17 protein-coding genes and 1 pseudogene are annotated in these 21,110 nt (G+C 51.9%); 8 read left to right on the top strand and 10 right to left on the bottom strand.

Features of this window, described 5'->3' with window-relative positions; all coding sequences use genetic code 11:
• Positions 1 to 124: 124 nt before the first annotated feature.
• The 6 genes and pseudogenes from benD to ACX9GT_RS13050 form a co-directional block, all read right to left on the bottom strand.
• Complete coding sequence (benD, locus tag ACX9GT_RS13075) at positions 125 to 898, bottom strand: benzoate diol dehydrogenase BenD (RefSeq protein ID WP_473191581.1); 774 nt, start codon at positions 896 to 898, stop codon at positions 125 to 127.
• A gap of 18 nt (positions 899 to 916) precedes the next feature.
• Positions 917 to 1,933: a benzoate 1,2-dioxygenase electron transfer component BenC gene (benC, locus tag ACX9GT_RS13070; protein WP_473191452.1), complete on the bottom strand. Its 1,017-nt coding sequence runs from the start codon at positions 1,931 to 1,933 to the stop codon at positions 917 to 919.
• Between the two features lie 12 nt (positions 1,934 to 1,945).
• Positions 1,946 to 2,434 carry a benzoate 1,2-dioxygenase small subunit gene (benB, locus tag ACX9GT_RS13065; RefSeq protein WP_473191451.1) on the bottom strand — a complete coding sequence of 163 codons (489 nt, stop codon included), beginning with the start codon at positions 2,432 to 2,434 and terminating at the stop codon, positions 1,946 to 1,948.
• A pseudogene (locus ACX9GT_RS13060) lies at positions 2,431 to 3,690 on the bottom strand (Rieske 2Fe-2S domain-containing protein); the annotation flags it as partial. The pseudogene ACX9GT_RS13060 and the gene benB, both read right to left, overlap by 4 nt.
• Before the next feature lie 91 nt (positions 3,691 to 3,781).
• Entirely contained in the window at positions 3,782 to 4,924 is a 1,143-nt protein-coding gene (locus tag ACX9GT_RS13055) for an IS4 family transposase (RefSeq protein WP_473187570.1), read from the bottom strand.
• 721 nt (positions 4,925 to 5,645) lie between these two features.
• On the bottom strand, positions 5,646 to 6,551 hold the full coding sequence (locus ACX9GT_RS13050; protein WP_473191450.1) for a DMT family transporter: 906 nt from the start codon (positions 6,549 to 6,551) through the stop codon (positions 5,646 to 5,648).
• A gap of 182 nt (positions 6,552 to 6,733) precedes the next feature.
• On the opposite strand from ACX9GT_RS13050, the gene ACX9GT_RS13045 reads away from it, so the two are divergent.
• The 5 genes from ACX9GT_RS13045 to ACX9GT_RS13025 all read left to right on the top strand — a co-directional run bounded on the left by ACX9GT_RS13045 (position 6,734) and on the right by ACX9GT_RS13025 (position 12,011).
• Positions 6,734 to 7,603 carry a helix-turn-helix domain-containing protein gene (locus ACX9GT_RS13045; protein ID WP_473191449.1) on the top strand — a complete coding sequence of 290 codons (870 nt, stop codon included), beginning with the start codon at positions 6,734 to 6,736 and terminating at the stop codon, positions 7,601 to 7,603.
• Positions 7,604 to 7,622: 19 nt separating this feature from the next.
• A complete protein-coding gene (locus tag ACX9GT_RS13040; RefSeq protein ID WP_473191448.1) occupies positions 7,623 to 8,060 on the top strand; it encodes a VOC family protein in 438 nt (145 codons plus the stop codon).
• 159 nt (positions 8,061 to 8,219) lie between these two features.
• On the top strand, positions 8,220 to 9,938 hold the full coding sequence (locus tag ACX9GT_RS13035; protein WP_473191447.1) for a penicillin-binding transpeptidase domain-containing protein: 1,719 nt from the start codon (positions 8,220 to 8,222) through the stop codon (positions 9,936 to 9,938).
• 80 nt (positions 9,939 to 10,018) lie between these two features.
• On the top strand, positions 10,019 to 10,624 hold the full coding sequence (locus ACX9GT_RS13030) for a nitroreductase family protein (protein ID WP_473191446.1): 606 nt from the start codon (positions 10,019 to 10,021) through the stop codon (positions 10,622 to 10,624).
• A gap of 283 nt (positions 10,625 to 10,907) precedes the next feature.
• Positions 10,908 to 12,011 carry a baeRF11 domain-containing protein gene (locus tag ACX9GT_RS13025; protein ID WP_473191445.1) on the top strand — a complete coding sequence of 368 codons (1,104 nt, stop codon included), beginning with the start codon at positions 10,908 to 10,910 and terminating at the stop codon, positions 12,009 to 12,011.
• 132 nt (positions 12,012 to 12,143) lie between these two features.
• On the opposite strand, the gene arcA is transcribed toward ACX9GT_RS13025, so the two are convergent.
• Both arcA and ACX9GT_RS13015 read right to left on the bottom strand, forming a co-directional pair.
• Entirely contained in the window at positions 12,144 to 13,415 is a 1,272-nt protein-coding gene (arcA, locus tag ACX9GT_RS13020; protein WP_473191444.1) for an arginine deiminase, read from the bottom strand.
• Positions 13,416 to 13,430: 15 nt separating this feature from the next.
• Positions 13,431 to 14,945, bottom strand: a complete 1,515-nt coding sequence (locus ACX9GT_RS13015; RefSeq protein WP_473191443.1) for an amino acid permease — start codon at positions 14,943 to 14,945, stop codon at positions 13,431 to 13,433.
• A gap of 580 nt (positions 14,946 to 15,525) precedes the next feature.
• On the opposite strand from ACX9GT_RS13015, the gene ACX9GT_RS13010 reads away from it, so the two are divergent.
• Positions 15,526 to 16,494, top strand: coding sequence for an acyltransferase family protein (locus tag ACX9GT_RS13010; RefSeq protein ID WP_473191442.1), 969 nt, complete (start codon positions 15,526 to 15,528; stop codon positions 16,492 to 16,494).
• Here the strand turns inward: ACX9GT_RS13010 and ACX9GT_RS13005 are convergent.
• Positions 16,453 to 17,967 (bottom strand): Na+/H+ antiporter NhaC family protein, encoded by a 1,515-nt coding sequence (locus ACX9GT_RS13005; RefSeq protein WP_473191441.1) that lies wholly within the window; start codon positions 17,965 to 17,967, stop codon positions 16,453 to 16,455. The two genes, ACX9GT_RS13010 and ACX9GT_RS13005, sit on opposite strands and share 42 nt — an antisense overlap.
• A 203-nt stretch (positions 17,968 to 18,170) precedes the next feature.
• Complete coding sequence (locus ACX9GT_RS13000) at positions 18,171 to 18,740, bottom strand: DJ-1/PfpI family protein (RefSeq protein ID WP_473191440.1); 570 nt, start codon at positions 18,738 to 18,740, stop codon at positions 18,171 to 18,173.
• A gap of 200 nt (positions 18,741 to 18,940) precedes the next feature.
• Here ACX9GT_RS13000 and yghX point away from each other — a divergent pair, with 200 nt between their 5' ends.
• Both yghX and ACX9GT_RS12990 read left to right on the top strand, forming a co-directional pair.
• Positions 18,941 to 19,828, top strand: coding sequence for a YghX family hydrolase (yghX, locus tag ACX9GT_RS12995; RefSeq protein ID WP_473191439.1), 888 nt, complete (start codon positions 18,941 to 18,943; stop codon positions 19,826 to 19,828).
• A 168-nt stretch (positions 19,829 to 19,996) separates the two neighbouring features.
• Positions 19,997 to 21,094: a nickel/cobalt efflux protein RcnA gene (locus ACX9GT_RS12990; RefSeq protein ID WP_473191438.1), complete on the top strand. Its 1,098-nt coding sequence runs from the start codon at positions 19,997 to 19,999 to the stop codon at positions 21,092 to 21,094.
• Positions 21,095 to 21,110: the final 16 nt, after the last annotated feature.

Genomic DNA, 21,110 nt, shown 5'->3' with positions numbered 1-21,110 from the left:
ATTTTTCCGACGGTAATTCAGCGCCGAAACACCCAGAACAGCACAAACAGCGCAATGGCGGCGTATCCGCCGCTGCTCATACGTTCGTTGAGCATGGCAATGTGCTCCAGGGGAGTTAGGGCAATCAGCCAGGATCCCCGCCCGCCACCGGCAGGACGGTGCCGTTGATGTAACTGGCTTCATCGCTGGCAAGGAATAAAATCGCACTGGCCTGTTCGTTTACGGTGCCATAACGGTGCATCAGGCTGGTATTGAGGGTTTGATCGACCACTTGCTGATACCAGCTTGTTTCCTGCGCCGTGGGGATCTCCTGGTTGCGTGGCGTCAGGCGCGGCGGGGCTTCTGTGCCCCCCGGCGCGGTAGCGTTGATGCGAATACCGGCTTGGGCATATTCAAAAGCCAGAGATTGAGTAAGGGCATTAACCCCCCCTTTGGCGGCAGAATAAGGCACACGGTTTATCCCGCGAGTGGCCACGGACGACACGTTGACAATCACCCCGCACCCTTGTTGCAACATATATGGCAACACGGCGCGGCAACCCCAGAGCGTGGGGAACAGCGAACGTTGGATCTCGGCGGAAATCTGTTCCGGGGAATAATCCGCAAAGGGGCGTGCCCAGATGGTTCCGCCAACGTTATTGACCAGAATATCCAACCGGCCAAAATGCCGTTGAGCCTGTAGCATGGCGCTCTCGGTCTCTTCCCAGCGCTCCAGATCGGCACCGATCGCCAGCACCTCACTACCTTGTTCGCTCAATGTGGTGGCCAGTTCCTTCAGGTAGGGCGCTCGGTCGATCAGCGCCAGTTTGGCACCTTCACGCGCAGCCTGTTCAGCAACCGTTTTACCGATGCCCTGTGCTGCCCCGGTGATCACCATCACCTTGTTTTCAAATCGCATTCTTTGCATGGTAATTCCTTATACCGATTGGCTGGCGGCGAATTTTTCATAATGGAAACTGGCCGGGGTAAAGGCGCGGCGCTGGAAATCGTTCAATACCGCTTCCACCATCGGCGGTGGGCCGCACAGGTACACGTCCAGATCGCCATCGTTCAGCACGCTGGCATCAAGATGCTGTGTAACATAGCCTTTGTGCGGTGACAGTGAGGCTTCACTGGCCACGCAGGTGAGATAGCTGAAGTTGGGCAACCGTGCGCGGTATTGTTCCAGCTGTTCCAGTTTCACCAGATCGTGGTCGTGGGTGACACCGTACACCAAATGCACCGGTTGTGAACTGCCGCTTTGCACCAACTGCTCGAGCATGGAAAGGAAAGGTGCCAGCCCGGTTCCCCCCGCCAGAAACAGCAGTGGGCGCGATACCGCACGCAGATAGAAACTGCCCTGTGGCCCACGCAGCCGTACTTTGTCCCCAGGCTGCGCTTTGCCGGTCAGATAGCTGCTCATCAACCCGCCTGGGACATTACGCAGCAGGAACGAAACCTGTTGTTTGCCAGGCAGAGAACTGAACGAGTAAGCCCGGCTGGCATCGCTGCCGGGCACCTCGATGTTGACGTATTGACCGGGCAGGAAGGTAATGCCATCACAGCCGTCAAGTTGCAGGCTGAATTCGATCGCGCTGTCAGACAGCGGCGTTGCGGCCACCACGCTGGCGGAAAACTCTTCACAGCCGGTTTTACACCGGGTCGATGCCATCGGCACGTCGATCACACAGTCAGATTCCGGCACCATCTGGCAGGTCAGCACGAATCGCCGCTGCGCTTCCTGTTCGGACAGCGCTTCTGCCAGATAATCGTCACCCAGGCTGTACTCGCCCTGTTCGCAGTGGCATTTGCAGGTGCCGCAGACACCGTCGGAGCAATCCATCGGCAGATTAATTTTTTGCCGGTAAGCGGCATCCAGCACTTTTTCGTTGGGATTGCATTGAATAAAGCGGCTGACGCCATCTTCAAAATTAAGCGCAATGGTAAAGGCCATAATCACCTCGTATTAAATATGATAAATATCTATGACCTGACTGATGTAGTCGTTGTTGAGTTGAACCGTTTTGCGTTCGATCAGCGGCTGCCCGTCGTTGAGGGCGATACGGCAACGCGTGTTGCCGAAGAACAGGTCGGTCTTTTGATAACGATGGCTGAACGTCACCCAGTTGTAACGCACCTCAACGTACCCGGCGGTGGCTTCCAGCAGCTCAACGTTGCTGATCTGATGGCTGGTGCGCGGTTCTGGCGTGCTGGCCGCAGAGCGTTCGGTTTTGATGCGATAGATGCGATCTTCCAGCCCTTCACGGTTTGGGTAGTAGATCAGCGAAATCTCTCGCTGGGGATCGCGGGTTAAGCGATCGTCATCGCCCCAGGCGGGCATCCAGTATTCCACCGCTGGGCTGTAGCAAGCCAACCACTCATCCCAGTTACGCTCATCCAACAGGCGGGCTTCGCGGTACAGGAATTGTTCAATCTCAGGCTGTAGGTTGCTCATTGCGTCACCTCGCGGTTATTCAGGCTGCGTAGCAGGGTTTGTTGCCAGTGGTGGTGGTGGCTGATGTACAGCGCTTCATCTTCGGAACGTGGCGCGCTTAACAGCGGGTTGATACCCATCGCCTGTGCATTCTCATCGGCACCTTCCAGCCAGCGGGTCGCTCCCCGGCTCATATCGCTCCAGGGCAGGTTACTGGCGTTATAGCCTTGCTGACAGGCGCGGAACTCTTCCAGATCGTCCGGCGTACCCATGCCGCTGACGTTGAAGAAATCCTCATATTGGCGAATTCGCAGCGCACGATCCCCGGCGTTTTCCCCTTTGGGGGCGAAGCAGAAGATAGTGACTTCGGTTTTATCAACGGCCAGCGGGCGAACGACGCGGATCTGCGTCGAAAATTGATCCATCAGGTAGACGTTAGGATACAGGCACAGATTGCGCGTTTCGTTGACCATCAGATCAGCGCGCGTCGCGCCAAAAAGGTGATTGAGGCGCTCAAAATGCTTGAACACCGGGCGAACTTCCGGGTTCAGCGCTCGGGTCCACAGCAGCATATGGCCATGCTTAAAGCCATAGACGCCGCCGGTGCTTTTCGACCAGCCATTGGCGTCCACGGTAGGGGTGCCGTTGGCCTCATAGTTGCGGCGTGACATGGTGGAGGCGTAGTTCCAATGCACCACGCTGACGTGATAGCCATCGGCACCGTTCTCCATTTGCATCTTCCAGTTACCGTCATAGGTATAAGTGGAAGCACCTTGCAGCACTTCCAGCCCGTCGGGAGCCTGATCGACGATCAGATCTATCACCTGGCGGGTATCACCCAAGTATTCCTCCAACGGCAGCACGTCGGCGTTCAGGCTGCCAAACAGGAAGCCACGGTAGGAGGCAAAATGGGGCAAATGCTTGAGATCATGTGAACCTGCCTGTTTAAAACAAGCAGGGTAAGCACCGCTCTTTTCGTCTTTGGCTTTCAGCAAATTGCCGGAGTTGTTGAAGGTCCAACCATGGAAAGGGCAGGTGAACGAGGTTTTGTTACCAGATTTGCGGCTGGCCAGCATGGCACCGCGATGTGAACAGCTATTGATCATCCCATGTAATTGCATGTCTTGGTCACGGGTGATGATGATGGGCTGGCGGCCCATGGCTAGGGTGTAATAATCGCCCGGTTCGGCAATTTGGCTTTCATGGGCCAAATAAATCCAATTACCTTCAAAGATGGCTTTCATTTCCAGTTCAAATAAAGATTCATCGGTAAATATCTTAATGATCCCCTCATTTTTAGAGACTCAAATAATTCCAAGTGTGCGGGTATATAACCGATGCTGCAATGATCCCCTCATTTTTAGAGACTCAAATAATTCCAAGTGTGCGGGTATATAACCGATGCTGCCTCAGGTAATAAGTAAACTTCTCCATCAACAACGTCGCGTAGGCTTCTTTCATTTTAGGCAGCAACTGATAGTAGATGACACCCTGTCGGAAAAATGAATACGTTCGGCTTTTGCTGGTATTGACCTTGATCGTTCGTTCCAGACCCACGCTGTCACCCGCCTTGCCCAGCAGCGTCAACAGGACTATCGCCAGCGCACTGAACAGAAATAATCGGTCGCGTCGTGCCGGATTTTTGACACGAACCTGACCCATTCCCATGCCAAATCTGTAGTCCTTGATGTCCCGAAAACTGCTCTCGATACCCCAGCGCTGACCATACAGACTCAAGGCCTTGGCAGCGCTCAAATCGACGCGATTACTCGCCAGAAACCACGGCTCTTTCATACCGCTCTTGTGACAGCAATAGACCCGCTCGACCCGCTGTCGTTGCCCGGTAAGCTCCACCTCTTTGAGCGTGCGAGTTCGCCCGGTCGGGGTAAGCCATTCAGTCGCCGGCACCTGAGCCATACCTGGGTAGCCAACGAGAATATTGCTTTTAAAACGAATGATATAGGCAAAACCCAACTCTTGTTCAAGACGTTCAAACAACGCCATATAACCGAAGCCACGGTCCGCCACGACGGTGACAAAAACCCCTTGCGGCAAGGTCTTCCTGAGCTTGGTTAACAGCGCCTTTTCATGAGCGTTGCGTTGCCCTTTGAGCAAGGATTTCTGGTGGGTTTTCCACAGGAGCGGCGTGTTGCGTCCATGGTTGGTTTGCAAGCTGATAACCAGGGTGCTGTGGTCATCAGTATCAAACTCAGTCCAATCCATGGAGACGACGATGTCAGTACGTTCAGCCACCACATAGGGAACCCAGTCATCAAACAGGCTCCAGACGTTTAGTTTAGTGTTGGTGAGCAGTCTATCAACCTGCTTGACGGCGTGCTTTCGCTCAAGGCCGCTTGCCAAAGAGAGCCCATTGCCAATTGCATGGATGGCCAATGAGCCCGACTCAATCACCCCGTGGGTTGCATTGGCGAGCGACAATACACGCTTGGCATGCATGTCCTGCCCGAATATGTCATCAATGTGGTTAAGGATTATTTCGTGGTTAAGCATGGAGATTGTCTGCTCGTTATTAGCGGGTCAATAACGGAGATCATACCTCAGAAGCCGTACCATGCCTCACTCATATGAGGGGATAGCTAAGGGTAAATATGGCACGATTGCATCGATAAATGCCTTTTTCTTTATCTATTACCAGGGCGTTATTTATTTTTTCTTCCAGTGTGGAAAATAGCGTAGTGGAGGATGAGTTCATCATGAAACCTCGTTTTAAATAGGTCCGTTAAAAGGCTGCGGTAATAGCAAGCCATTGCCCGCAGTAGGCAATATCACTCCAATTGTCACCGTATTAATTAATGCTGTTACGCACGGGCAGGCTTAAGGCCGCTGGCCGTGGCGTTATACTCGTCACACTGTGTTGGCGGATTAGCTGTTTTTATCGATCATTTCTTCTCCTGAGTATGTGGATGATTTCGGCATTAAGCTGGTTGGCCTGTTGTTTAACTTAGGGGATGTAAATTTCACCGACAAGGGCGAATATAGAGTGTTTGTGCGATTATCAGTTCATTTGTTATTTTTGTGTTAATTATGTGATGCAGGTAGCTAATTGGTTATTTAGCACGAGTTGGGGATTATTCTTGTTTCGCTGTGAGAAGGGCAGGAGCATGGAGATAAAATAGCGAGCGCGTAATTTAAAATAAGCGTGATGGTGTCTTGTATTACCCAGCACTGCATCATGGTGAACGGATAACTGCCCCATGATGCAGTGTTTGCGTTATACCGTACGGCGGCGCCAGCGCGGGGTGAACATGCCCGGTTTAGAGAACATCACCAGATTACCCAGCAGGATCAGGCACAGACCGATTACCGCATTCAGATGCCACTGGTAGCCTTCGTAAATGGTCGAAATAGTCAGCGCAACCAATGGGAACAGCAGGGTACTGTAGGCAGCGGCGCCAGCCCCAATGCGCCCGAGCAGGCTGAAATAGGCCGCGAAGGCGATCACTGAGCCAAAGATGGCCAGATAGAACAACGAACCCAGGTAGCGGGCGGTGAATTCGATGTGGAACGAAGCCCCTTGTGCCAGTGCGATCCCCATCATCAACAGCGCACCGTAACTCATGGCGTAGGTGTTGGTGGAGAGGATGTCCAACCCACGGCGCTGATGCCGTGCGCTGAGCATGTTGCCCAGCGAAAAACCGTAGGTGCCCAGCGCACTCAGGCCAATCCCTTTAAGCAACTCGGGTGCCATCTGCGTGGCCACCAGATCCTGCCAGAACAGCGCCACAATGCCGATCAAGCCCAACAACGCCGCAGGCAGCAAGTTTGGGCTGGGGCGCTGGCGGAAAAAGATCATGCTGTTGACTGCGTTAAACAGCACGGCCATGGAGAAGATCACCGACTCCAACCCACTGCTGATATAGGCGGCTGCATGGTAGAAACAGTAGAAGTTGAAGCCAAACACACAGCAGCCTTGCAGCAGGCAAAACAGGTGGTCGCGTAGGCTGATGGCGCGCAGGCGGCGCAGCGCCAGCAAGATCAGCAACATGACAGCAGCGGAAAGCAGAAAGCGGTAAGCGATCGAGACTGGAATGGCGACCGATCCTTCCTGTTGCATCGTAATCGCAATCCAGGTGGTGCCCCAAATCAGCACCACAGCAAGATACAGCAGCGTATTCATGATTAACTCCGGTTAATTATCCTGAACCGGAGTATTCAGCGTTTACGGTTTTGGCGCTTTCAGCGCTTTGCGCACAGTTGCATATTCTTGCGCTTTTTTTCGCAAAAGCATCGGTCGATGGTTGGCAGGAAGGGGCGTGACTCTTTACACTGAAACCGTTTTCTTATTAGGGCGGAGCGATCATGGTTTATCAGGCATTTGAAACACTGCGGCAGCACAAGGCGCAACTGCACAATAGCGTGCAATTGGGCTCTGGCGTGCAGTTGGCGGCCTGGTCCAACCGTAACGATCGTATCACGCAGGAAAGCGCCGATCACCATACCCTCAGCCTGTATGTGGCAGACGGTTACGAGTGCTACCAAAAAGTACCGGGCGGCTGGCAGAACGGCGGAGGGCCGGATCGTTTCTGCATCATGCCGCGCCAGTATGAATCCACCTGGGATATCCGCAGCGATCTGTCTTTTGTGCATCTTTATTGTACCGACCAGCATTTGCGCCATCTGTTAGAGCAGACATGGGATCGCAGCCCGGCGTCGATCAATATGGAACAGCGGGCGTTTGGGGAAGACACGCAGATCACGCTGCTTTACCGCCAATTTCTGCTGAATTGTGATTGGCAGGACAGCGCCAACCAACTGGCACTGAGCAGCGTTTCCACCTTGCTGATGTCGCATCTGTTGCAGCATTACACCCAGTTGCAATGGCGTTTGCCTGCGGTGCGCGGCGGTTTGGCCCCAATGGTGCTGAAACGCGTGCGTGAATATGTGGAAGGCCATCTCGATCGGCCACTGCTGCTGGCAGACTTGGCCGCCCAGGCTGGGTTGAGCGAATTCCATTTCGCCCGCATGTTTAAACACAGTACCGGGCAGGCACCGCATCAGTATGTGATGCGCATACGCTTGCAGCAGGCGGAGAAACTGCTGCGCCATACGTTGATTCCCTTGACACAAATCGCGCTGGAGTGCGGCTTCAGTTCATCCAGCCATTTCAGCAACCGATTCAAAGCGGCCTATGGCTGCGCCCCTATGCAACTGCGGCAGCAGGCGCGTTGAATTTCTTGTGGAGAAAAGCATGAAACTACCTTTCGGTGATATTGAGATTCTCTTCGTGGCCGGTTTTGGCCCCATTACGCAAAACACCAGCGCAAGCAAAGCCTTCTATCAGGATGCGCTGGGTTTACCGTTAAAGCCGATGGGTGGCAATGAAGAGTATCTGTTGACTGAGCATGATGCTTTACCCGGCGTGAAACACTTCGCTTTATGGCCGTTGGCCCAGGCGGCGCAATCCTGTTTCGGCAGCGAGCAATGGCCACAGGATTTGCCAGTGCCGCAGGCCTGGTTGGAGTTCGACGTTGCGGACATCACTCAGGCAACAGCAACGCTGGTTGCTAAAGGATATCGGCTACTGGTTGCCAACCGGCTGGAGCCCTGGGGCCAAAGCGTAACGCGCTTGCTTAGCCCCGAAGGGGTGTTGGTTGGCGTAACGGTAACGCCTTGGCTGCGTGACTAAACGGGGCTTTTACCCCCTATTTGCAGCGCCAAATAGGGGGCAACACCTTAAACCATGAAACGTGTTTGTTTTTACTTTCTTACAAACTGCAATCTACTAAAAACCCTGCCAGCGTTAGACTTAAGCCATAGATAATCTAAATAAAACGCAGGGTTCACCGTGGCTCATTCAACCAAAAAAAGCGCTAAAAATTATTCGTCGGGGCGTTTTACCTGGATTTGTGCAGGGATCCTGGTGTGCTTTTTCCTGCTGATGTTCCGGGTAGGGTATTTGCAACTGATGGAGCACCAGCAATTGGCCGATCAGGCAGACCAGCGTTCGATCCGCACTCAGATCTTGCCAACCAACCGGGCGATGATTACCGATCGTAATAATGCCGCGCTGGCCGTCAGCGTTTCTTCTAAGGATATTGTGCTGGATCCCAAGCATATCCTCGATACCCATACCGATATCAGCAACGAACGCTGGCAGAGCCTGGCCAACGTGCTGAAAATACCGCTCAGCGATGTTCAGCACCTGATCCAGGCCAATGCCCGTAAGCGTTTTGTTTATCTGGCACGCAAAGTCGAAGACGACAACGCTAATTACATCAACAAGCTGCACCTCACCGGCGTCAGCGCCGAGCAGGATTTCAGTCGTTTTTATCCGATGGGCCAGGATGCGGCTGGGCTGATCGGCATTGTCGGGCAGGATAACCAAGGGTTAGAAGGTATCGAGCTGGGCTTTAACCCGCTGCTCGAGGGTAAAAACGGCCTGCGGGTGTACCAGAAAGACGGTAATGGCGCCATTATCGGCGTGATCCGCAGTGTCGACCCGGTACCACCGCCAAACGTGACGCTTAGCATCGATAAATTTATTCAGTACGTGCTGTTTTCCCAACTGCGTGACGGTGTGATTGCCAACCAGGCCGACTCCGGCTGTGCGGTGCTGGTGAAGATCAATACCGGTGAAATACTCGGTATGGCCAGTTATCCCTCTTTCAACCCGAACAACTATGCCAATACACCGGCCAAAGATATCCATAACGTGTGCAGCAGTGACAGTTTTGAGCCGGGTTCAACGGTGAAACCGGTGGTAGTGATGGTCGGCTTGGATCACAAATTGATCCGCCCGGACACCGTGCTGGATACCACGCCTTATTTTGTTAACGGCCATTTGATCAAGGATGTTGGCCACTGGTCAAAGCTGACCATTACCGGCGTCTTACAGAAATCCAGCGATATTGCGGTTTCGCATATTGCCCTGGCGTTGCCTGCCACGGTGCTGCCAGCGGTTTATCACAATTTTGGCCTTGGACGGCCCACCGATTTGGGGATCGGTAACGAAAGCAGCGGTTATCTGCCTGCACACCGGGCGCGCTGGGCCGATATCGAGCGTGCCACTTTTGCCTTCGGCTATGGCCTGCGGGTCACACCGCTGCAAATGGTGCGTGAATACGCCACTATCGGCTCTTATGGCGTCTATCGGCCGCTTTCCATCACCAAAGTGACGCCGCCGGTCATGGGGCAACAGGTTATCTCGCCTGAGGTAGTGAAAACGGTGGTGCATATGATGGAAAGCGATGCCTTGCCAGGGGGAAGCGGCGTCAATGCGGCAATCCCCGGCTATCGGTTAGCCATCAAGACCGGCACCGCCGAAAAAATGGGCCCCGGCGGTAAATATGATGGAGGTTATATCAACTATACCGCGGGCGTGGCGCCCGCCAGCGATCCGCAGCTCGCGTTGGTGGTGATGGTCAATAACCCCAAAGCAGGCAAACACTTCGGCGGTTCAGTCGCTGCACCGGTATTCGGTAAAATCATGGCTCAGGTACTCGAGCATATGAATATTCTGCCGGATGCTCAGCCATTGAAGGTGGTATCAACAGTGAAAAGCTGAAACACACGAATTAGTCTGGACAGTGGCGGCGAGATCGTGACAATAGTCACGAAACATCATTACTAAACATAAGGATAGCCATGCACACTCTTGACGCCATTCAACAACGCCGTGCCACCAAACAGTTCGATACCCAGCATGTGATGACGCTGGAAGAGAAAAAAGCGCTGCTCAATATTGCGCTGCAAAATGCGCCCAGCGCGTTTAACCTGCAACACTGGCGTCCGTTGCTGATTGAAGATCGTGCGCAGCGTGAAAAAATCCGTGAATCCGCCTGGGGTCAGGCACAGGTGACAGACGCTTCAATGCTGGTCGTGTTGTGCGGCGATCTGCTGAGTTGGGAATCACAGGTGAAAACCATCTGGGGAGAAGCGGCAGAGCCCGTTCAGCAGTTTATGTTCCCGGCTATCGATCAATATTACCGCGGCAAAGCGCAGGTACAGCGCGACGAGATCATGCGCAGCAGCGGGATTTTCGCTCAAACGCTGATGCTGGCCGCCAAAGCTCAGGGCTATGATTCTTGCCCGATGGACGGTTTTGATTTCGACGCCGTTGGCAAGATCATCAACAAACCAGAGCATTACCAGATCGCCCTGATGGTGGCGATTGGTAAAGGCATCGGCCAGCCTTATCCACGCATCGGCAAATTGCCGTTGGATGAAATTGTAAAGGTCGACCGTTTTTAATCGCACCCGCTTCACCGTTCTCTTTCCCCGTTGGGAAAGAGAACATCCTCCTGTCAATCTCCAACCTCCTTTGCCGAAAATCTCTCAGGGCAGGGTAATTGCCTGATTAAAAGCTGGAATATCACCCCCATTTACCGGTGGTAGTTAAGAAATAGCAACTATACTAAAAGCTCACACCGCCTGTGTGGCAGAGTTCTAGTCGATAAGGTTATAGCCGTTCCAATTTGTACGAACTGAATAACATCACACAGCCCAACTAAACTGTAAGTTCGCGAGGTGGTCCATGCTATACGTTGATATTCCAAGCCGTGAAGAGTTCTCCCGTTTATCCGATGTCCGCTCTGATGCCTGTATTTCCATCTACCTTGAAACTTCTCCGCTGCGCCAAAAATTAGAAGCCAGCAAAATTCAACTGGGCAACTTTATTAAAGAGGCATTGCAGCAGGTTGCGGAAAAAGGTTTGGATAAACGCCGCTTAGCCCTGTTGGAGGAAGAACTTTATTCGGTGTTGGAAGATGAGGATTTTTGGGATCTGCATGCGCGCAGCCTGGCCATTCTGGCCACACCGGACAGCATTACCACTTACCGTTTGGCGAACGAACTGCCCAACCAGCTTGAAGTAAGCGGGCGTTTCTACCTTAAACCTTTGCTGCGGGCGCTGACATTCCCTCATTCAGCTTATGTGCTGGCGTTGTCTGAGAATCAGACGCGCCTGATCGAATTTTTTGCCGATGTACCGCCTGTGGAAGTTGCGGTGCCGAATATGCCATCTCACAAACGTGACGCCATGGGGGATGCTGCCTTAAACGATCATCATCATGGCGCGGTGCATCATAAGGTACGGCTGGCACAATATACCCGTAAAGTCGACCAAGCCTTGCGCCCACTCTTTGCCAACCATGATTACCCGCTGATTTTGGTCACTACCGAGCCCTTGGCTTCTATTTATCGTGCCACCAATTCGCTACCGAATCTTACCGATGAAACGCTTTTCAGCAATGCCGAGCATCTGGGGGCATCTGAGCTGGTGACCCAGGTTCGTCCACTGCTGGAAAACTATTATCAGGCGCAGCTGAATGCCTTGAAGTCACGCTTCGAAGCCCGCTCTGGTGAGCGGCGGGTGACGCAGGATCTGTCCGATGCAGCCCGTGCGGCCACCTTTGGTGCCATCGATCTGCTGCTGATTAATATCGACAGCAGCGTGAACGGAACCATTGATGATGAAGGCTTGATCTCCTTCAGCGGCAGCGGTGATGAGGCTAGTTACGGGATTATCGATGAGATTGCCAAACGGGCGATGGCTACCGGAGCCAGGGTACTGGCAGTGCGTAGCGAAGATCTGCCATCCGGTGCCGATCTCAACGCGATATTACGTTATCCGCTGTAAAATCAGTCGCCAGTTCAAGCCCCGAACAGGGGCTTTTTTGTACCTGCTGTTCCACTGACTACAGGCAAAAGAAAAGCCGGATAGTCAGGCTATCCGGCTTTGGCTCAACGAAATGCTACTGATTTATTTCAATCAATAATCAATGGCATCACGGATAATCGGGCAGGTCATACAGTGGCCGCCGCCGCGCCCACGGCCCAGTTCACTGCCAACAATCTCAATCACCTCAACCCCTTCTTTACGCAGTTGGGTATTGGTTTTGGTGTTACGGTCGTAAGCCAGAACCACGCCTGGAGACAGAGCAACCATGTTGTTACCGCTGTCCCATTGTTGGCGTTCGGTGTCGTAGTCGTTGCCTTCGGTTTCCACGACGCGCAGTTTCTTCAGGTTCAGAGCCCCGGCGATCGCTTCAACAAAGGTGCCTTTGTCACGGCTCAGTTTCATGCCGGTTGGGCCGTCATCTGGGCGCAAGGAGAAGGTCTTGATCTGATCGACGATCGCAGGGTAGAGCGTGACCACATCACGATCGCAGAAGGTGAATACCGTATCCAGGTGCATAGCGGCACGCAGTTTTGGCATTGCAGCAATCATCACCCGCTCAACACCGGAGTGTTTGTTGGCAAACAGTGCGGCCGCCAACTGGGTGATCGCCTGATGCGAAGTCCGTTCGCTCATGCCAATCAGCACCGTTTTATTACCGATCGGCATCACATCGCCCCCTTCCAGAGTGGCGGTACCGTGATGCACCGTTGGATCCCCCCACCAGACGTTAACATTACCCGCAAAGTCTGGATGGAATTTGTAGATAGCCGTCGTCAGAATGGTTTCTTCGTGGCGGGCAGGCCAATACAGCGGGTTCAATGTGACACCGCCATAGATCCAGCAGGTGGTATCGCGGGTATATAAGGTGTTGGGCAGCGGCGGCAGCAGGTACTCAGTAATGCCCACCGCCTCGCGGATCAGTTTCAGTTCTTCGTGATCGGCATAGCCTTCTTTTGCCAGCTCGGTGGTGGAGAGGCCGCCAATCAGCACCTCAGCCAGAGCGCGTGGTGCCAAGCCATCCAGGAAGCTGCGGGTTTCATTGAGGATCCCCAGCGACACTTCATTCGGCACAATCTGCTGATCCAGGATCCATTTTCTGGCTTCCGGCAGCGCCAGCGTTTCTGCCAGCAGATTGTGCATCTCAACCACATCAACGCCGTGTTCGCGCATCTTGGTCATAAAGTCAAAATGGTCACGCTTGGCGCGTTCAACCCACAGCACATCATCAAACAGCAGTTCATCACAATTGCTTGGCGTCAGCCGGTTGTGCGCCTTGCCTGGCGCACAAACCATCACTTTATGCAATTTCCCTACTTCTGAATGTACACCAAACTTAGTCTGTGTCTTTTTTTTAGTCGACATAATGACTTGCCTCAATCAGATAGTAATAACGCCCGTTGCAATGTTGTAGATTGCAACCACCGCGGCGACCATAACGATAACGAAGAGCCCCATTTCAGCCGTATTGTTGAACAGTTTTGCATGCTGTTCACGTTTGGCCATAATGTACAACAGCGTGCCTGGGCCATAGATAATGGCCGACAGCAGCAGATACTTCATCCCTCCGGCATACAGCATTAACAGTGAGTAGAAAGTGGCGATAACCGCAATAATCAGGTCTTTCTTGTGGTCTCTTTTATCGTTTTCGTAGGTTTCCCCAGTCCAGGCCAGTTTCAACCCGTATGCCCCAACCAGCAGGTAAGGGATCAGGGTCAGTGAGCTGGTCAGTTCAAGCGCCAGTTGGAATGCATATTGGCTGAACAGGGTCAGGATCAAGAACACCTGAATGGTGACGTTGGTTAACCAGACGGCGGAAGAAGGGACGGCGTTACTGTTCTCTGTACTAAACACCCTTGGCATGCTTTTGCTTTTCGATGCGGAGAACAACACTTCTGCCGCCAGCAGTGACCAGGAAAGGTAAGCACCAAGCACAGAAACAATCAGGCCCACGCTGATAAAGATGGCACCCCAGCGCCCCACGATGGCTTCCAGCACGCCAGCCATGGAAGGCTGACGTAACGCGGCCAAATCAGGACGCAGCATCACACCGTAAGACAGCATGGTGATCAGCACCAGCAGGCACAGTACGCCGATAAACCCCATCACCGTTGCAATACCGACATGGCTGCGCTCTTTGGCATAGCGGGAGTAAACGCTGGCCCCCTCAATACCTAGGAACACAAACACCGTAACCAGCATGGTGCTGCGTACCTGGCTGAACAAGGATTCAGGTTCAACCGTAGGGACGATAGCCGCCGCCGCATGCCCGACATAGCCATAGTCATTAAGGTGAGACAAATCGCCAACATTGGCCGCAACTTGCGGTGCGCCCCAGAAGTTGAGCGCGAAAAGGTCACCTTTGAAGGCAAAAATCAGCACAATAACAAAGAGGATAATCGGCAGGATTTTGGCGATAGTGGCAATGGTATTGATGGCCGCTGCGCTTTTCACCCCACGGAGTAACAGAATATGAAAGCCCCACAGAATGACCGAAGCCACTATTACGGCAGGGATGGTATTACCGTCACCAAATATTGGGAAGAATGCCCCCAAGGTTGATTTAATCAGCACAAAGTAGGAGACGTTACCAATACAGGTACCGGCCCAGAATCCTAGTGCTGAGGCAAACCCGAGATAATCACCAAATCCTTCTTTGGCATAAATAAATACGCCGGAATCCAGTTCGGGTTTACGTTGAGCCAAGGTTTGGAAAACAAACGCCAGCATTAACATCCCACCGCCCGCAATACACCACGCGATGATGGCACCAAACCCACCCGTTGCACGCCCAAAGGTCGCCGGTAAAGAAAATATCCCGGCACCTATCATGGAACCCACCACCAATGCGGTGAGAGACCATAGGGACAGTTTATTCGTTGATGAACTTGTCATGGTTTTCCTTACTGACACCAAGTCATAAGTTATGTGTTATTAAAGGCTAACGTTACGCACTCACGATTTAAATCATAGTCATAACCGCCAATTTTTCCTGCCCAGAGAAAATCCTTTACGCTCATTGACAGCACAGTTGCTTTTAATCGATTGAACCCCCCCTATCAGACAGAATAAAACACTAGAAATTTTATTTATTCTGGCTAATAGCGCTTCACTCAGGTAAAAATAAAAATATTATTTTATTTTTACCTCTGAGAGGTAGAGATAGATGGCTGGGTTATTGCTGCGTGGAAAGATAAGGTTATTTCTATTTTTCTTTTAATTAAAAATTGACATAACGCTATTCTGTCATGAAGTTGTCACGTAAAGATGGTAGCCAAACGCGCAAACCATCAAGCCGGGTTAATTGGAAAAAACGTGCTTTTCGATAACGGTTAATTTGACCAAGGAATAACGCTGTGCACGCCATGCTCACTGACAATTATGCATTGTGCAGATAACGTTATTGTACTAAAATTATTTTTATAAAAAACAGTAGGGTGCATCATGATTGCACTGAGTAATTGGTGGTAGCATAATGATTAAAAACGTAAGCCAGCACGCTTTAAAAAGCCTGAGCTGTTTTGCCGCAGTGACTTTCTTCTCAACAAGCCAAATTTGTGCCTATGAGTGCTTTCTCAACGCTAATGCCATGAGCATCTTATACTTCCTGTCAATCATATCTAAACCATTGTTTTTTATCATCATAGGCTATATGGATGAAGTAGAGGAACTGACCAAAAAAGATATCGCGGTAAAAATAAAGTCCATTATTTTGATCATGCTGTTTTGGAATATCGTTTTATCATTGATCAAGACGACATATATACAGCAAGGCTATCTCTTGCAGAATGGCATACTGCTGAATATGGGCATCATCTATTTGATTTACCCGGTCATCCTGAAAGGCATTAAGCATTTGAGAGTGACAGCGTTTTTTTTCGCCAGCCTGGTGGCCGTTATTGCGTTGCTTGATATTTTCAGCCCGTTGGATACCCAAGATGACCCGCTGTTTATTTCCAGTTATTCGTTTATCTGGATCTGGGGCGGGTACTACATTTTTGGCCACATGCTCGGTTCTGAACAAGGGCGCTTGTTCACCAAAAGAGTGCGCGTGCTTGGGTTGGCAAAAATAATGCTTATTCCAATTGGAGTCTCAATGTACTTTTATGAGCGTTATTTATCAACCCATGTACAACCCAGCGTCGCTGGCTGGTTTGTGCTAGAGCACATTCATCTGTTGGCCATGAGCCTAGTACTGTTTATTTTGTTTGATAATATCAATATCAAAAACCGGCTGATCACCAATGTGGTCGAGTTTATCAGCCCGGCGATGGTAGGAGTGTATATCGTTCACTACAGCGTGTTTTACTTCATTACCACGCTGTATCACTTCGACGATATTACATTAAAGTTTACGCTGTTGGTGTTGGTTTTTATTGCCTCGGTGATTATTTGCCGTTTGTTACTTCTGAACAGATTCACAGCTAGAATCATTTCCTTTTGAATTTTCTGGCAGGGCGGCAACAGGTATCCGACGAATATTAATGCCGGTAATAGCTAATGCCAGCGTCATTAACGGCGCAGCAATATTAAACACGGCAAACGGCATATACCCCATGGTCGAAACCCCTAAGACGGCGGCCATATAAGCACCGCAAGAGTTCCATGGCACCAACGGTGAAGTAACAATACCGGCGTCAGAAACAATACGCGACAGGTTCTCTGGTGCCAGCCCACGTTTGGCGAATTCGCCACGGAACAGGCGGGTTGGCAGCAGCAGGGCAATATACTGATCGCCAGCGGCGATGTTAAGACCAATGGCGGTTGCCACAACAGAGGCAAACAGGCGGACAACGCCTTTGGCCCGCAGCAGCAGTGGGGTGACCAGTTTATTGAGCAAGCCAAAGTCATCCACCATAATCCCGAAGGTAACCGCTCCGATGATCAACCAAATGGTCAGCAACATGCTGTCCATTCCGCCGCGAGAAAGCAGGGCATCGATCTGCGCTATCCCCGAATTTTCCTGAAAACCGTTTGCCATCGCCAACCAAATGGCTTTAATCGCCTGCAACGGCGTGGCTAAATCCGGTTCTGCAATAAACCGCACGATAACCTGTGGCTGCATAAATGTGGCCATCACACCGGCCAGCAATGCCGAACACATAATAGCCAGTGAGGCCGGTACTTTACATACCGATAATCCCAACAGGAACACCAGCGGCATCAGGTTCCACGGCGTGATGTGGAACAGCTCACTGAATCGGGAAAGTTCATTATTGGTGACCGTAACATCAAAACCATTTTTATTGATGCCCAAAATGATAAAGGCCACCAAGGCGATAATACCGGCAGGAATGGTGGTCCATAGCTGCGCACGGATGTGTTTATACAAGGGGACGCCATTCAACTGAGCTGCCAGCACGGTACTTTCCGACAGCGGAGAGATCTTGTCACCCACGTAAGCCCCGGAGATAACCGCTCCGGCAGTGACTTCTGGCGATAGCCCCAACATGTTGGCCAAACCCACCAACCCAACGCCCAGCGTACCGGCCGTCGTCCAAGAGCTACCGATGCTCATTGATACGCCGACACAAATCAGGAAAGCGATAGGGAAGAACCAGTTCGGCGTGATCATCTGGATACCGTAATACACCATCGTCGGGATGGTGCCGGACATATTCCAGGTTCCAATCAGCGCCCCTACGGAAAACAGGATAAAGATTGCGCCAACAACGGTTGAGATGCCTTTACGCCCAGATTCAGAGACTTCATCCCAGGTGTGGCCATTCTTTAAAACGATCACTGCGGTGATCATGGTGCTAATAATGATCGCCACCTGTAACGGGCCGTTGACTGCATCCAAGCCAAACAAAGCAACAGAAGACCCCACCAAAACGATCAGGGTAAATACCGGAATCAGTGCATCAAGATAACTTGGTGCCTTCACCGTGCGGGGGGTTTTGGAATCAATGGCCATATGCACTCCACAGACAAATAAGACAATGGGATTGCCGAGGTTTTTAAGATGGTTGTACTGCTATACCCAGGGTAGCTACTGCGCTAAGTATAGCTTGCGGCGACATATCGCAATGATTATTTGCACAATTGTGCGGCTTACCGGGCAAGCTGATGAATATGGCGCTCTCCTGCTGAAACTGGAGAGCGCTCTGGGAGAAAACTCTACTTTTCCAAGACCTCGACAAATTTGGCTAACCATTGTGGGTGTGCTGGCCAGGCCGGAGCAGTAACCAAATGGCCATCAACATGTGCCTGATCGATGCCGATATCGGCATATTCTCCGCCGCTCAACCGCACCTCAGGGGCGCAGGCCGGGTAAGCACTACAGGTGCGCCCCTTGAGCACGCCAGCCGCCGCCAATAATTGCGGGCCGTGACAAACGGCGGCAATCGGTTTGCGTGCGGCATCAAATTCTTGAATTAATTCAATCACTCGCGGGTTGAGACGCAGATATTCTGGCGCTCGGCCGCCAGGAATCAGCAGGGCGTCATAGTCTTCAGAGCGTGTTGTAGCAAAATGAGCATTCAGCACAAACCGGTGGCCCGGTTTTTCACTGTAGGTCTGTGCGCCATCAAAATCATGAATGGCCGTCATAATGTAATCGCCTTTGCTTTTGTCTGGGCACACGGCATCAACGGTATAACCCAGCATTTGCAATGCCTGGAAAGGCACCATGGTTTCATAATCTTCGGCGTAATCACCAACCAGCATCAGTATCTTTTTCTTGGACATTGTGAACATCTCAGGTGGAGGAAAAACACTGTTAGTTATAGCCCATCGGTAGAAAGATGGGTGAGGGTAAAAGTCTCAACATTAATAAAAATCTGGATCACCGCAGCACTGCTTGGCATGCTGTATAAGGGTACGCCAAGCGCCTGAAGCTGTTTGGTGCTGGGGTAATGCTACATCGACAGAAATGACCGGAGGAACAAATGAGTCGTCTTACTGCAAAGGATTTCCCCCCAGAACTGCTCGAACTTTACGATTATTATGCCCATGGACTGATTTCCCGACGTGAGTTTTTTGAGCGCGCAGCCCGCTTTGCGGTGGGCGGGATCGCCGCCACCACACTCATCGGCTCACTGCTTCCCGATTATGCTCTCGCTCAGCAGGTTGAGTTCACCGATCCTGATATCATCCCACAATACATTAATTATCCTTCCCCCAACGGCCACGGTCAGGTGCGTGGTTATCTGGTGCTCCCAGCCAAAGTGCAAGGGCCGGTTCCCGGCGTGGTGGTGGTGCATGAGAACCGCGGGCTGAATCCGTATATCGAAGACGTTGCGCGCCGCCTGGCAAAAGCCGGGTTTGTTGCGCTCGCACCGGATGGGTTGAGTTCCGTGGGCGGCTACCCCGGTAACGACGACAAAGGAAGGGAATTGCAGCTTCTGGTCGATCCTGAAAAGCTGATGAATGACTTTTTCGCCGCCATCGAGTTCCTGATCAAGCACCAGGCGACCACCGGCAAAGTTGGGATCACCGGCTTTTGCTACGGCGGGGGTGTGGCCAATGCGGCGGCCGTCGCTTATCCAGAACTGGGTGCCGCAGTGCCATTCTATGGCCACCAGTCCAAAGCAGAAGATGTGTCACGCATCAAAGCACCGTTGCTGCTTCACTATGCCGCACTGGATACCCGCATCAATGAAGGGTGGCCAGCTTACGAGGCCGCACTCAAAGCGGCAGGTAAAACCTATGAAGCCTATATTTATCCGGGCGTAAATCACGGGTTCCATAACGACTCTACGCCGCGTTATGACGAAGCCGCCGCTAAACTCGCCTGGGACAGAACCCTGGCCTGGTTCCGGCACTATTTGGCATGAGGCCCAAGATGGCGGCTAGACTCGTTTTAGCCGCCATGAAATTGGCTCAAAGCGCACCGCAGGTTTTCATACTTAATTTTACTCTGGAGGTATAGTATTTCAGACCTGCCAGCAGGTTAACTGACTGGATTCTATGCAAGCCACAGAATTTTTTTAGAGAACTTATCTATGACGGATTTTTCCGCCTTATTACAGCAAGGCATAGGCAACGCCTGGTTATTTATCCCCAGTGCCATTTTGCTTGGCGCACTGCACGGCCTAGAGCCCGGGCATTCCAAAACGATGATGGCTGCGTTTATCGTTGCCGTCCGGGGCACCATAAAACAGGCTGTTCTGTTGGGGTTGGCTGCCACGCTGTCACACACGACTGTTGTATGGTTGATAGCCTTTGGCGGGATGTACCTGAGCCGCCAATTCACCGCAGAAGCCAGTGAACCGTATTTCCAACTTATCTCTGCGGTGATTATTTTGACCACGGCTTTATGGATGTTTTGGCGCACCTGGCGCGGAGAGCAGCAATGGAAGGCAGGGCATGAGCCTCATGAACATGATGAATCACTGCTGATTGATACGGGGCACGGGCAAGTTGAGTTATCGATTTTTGAACAAGGCATGCCTCCTCACTGGCGTTTAAAAAATCTATCAGGACAACATTGGGGAGCCCAAAAGGTTACCGTCACCACGTTGAGGGAAAACGAGGCTCCGCAACTTTTTGAGTTTGAAGAACACGGGGACTTTTTACAGTCAGTGCACCCGATCCCTGAACCTCACAATTTCACCGCGCGTTTATCGTTGACACATGGCGGGCATTCACATGATTACGAGGTCATGTTCAAGGAGCACGATCACGCGGAACTGACAGGGCTGGATGTCTCTTCTCAGGAATATCAGGACGCTCATGAAAAAGCACATGCCAGTGATATCAAACGGCGTTTTGCCAATCGTAACGTCACCACCGGTCAAATCGTCCTTTTTGGCCTGACCGGTGGGTTGATCCCATGCCCGGCCGCTATCACGGTACTTTTGTTGTGCATCCAAGTGAAAGCATTCACCCTGGGTGCCGCTTTGGTGTTGTGCTTCAGTATCGGGCTGGCACTCACTTTGGTGGCGGTCGGTGTTGCCGCAGCCTATAGCGTCCAGCGAGCGACACAGCGTTGGAGCGGTTTCAACACGCTGGCGCGTAGAGCACCTTATTTTTCAAGCGTGTTAATCGCCGTTGTCGGTATCTACATGGGATACCATGGTTGGGCGGGGTTGATGAAATAATTCAATATTCCCCCCA

It is taken from the genome of Serratia sp. YWN4 (genome assembly GCF_055790845.1).
Note: the sequence above shows the minus strand (reverse complement) of the source record. Positions and strands in the feature narration are given on the sequence as shown.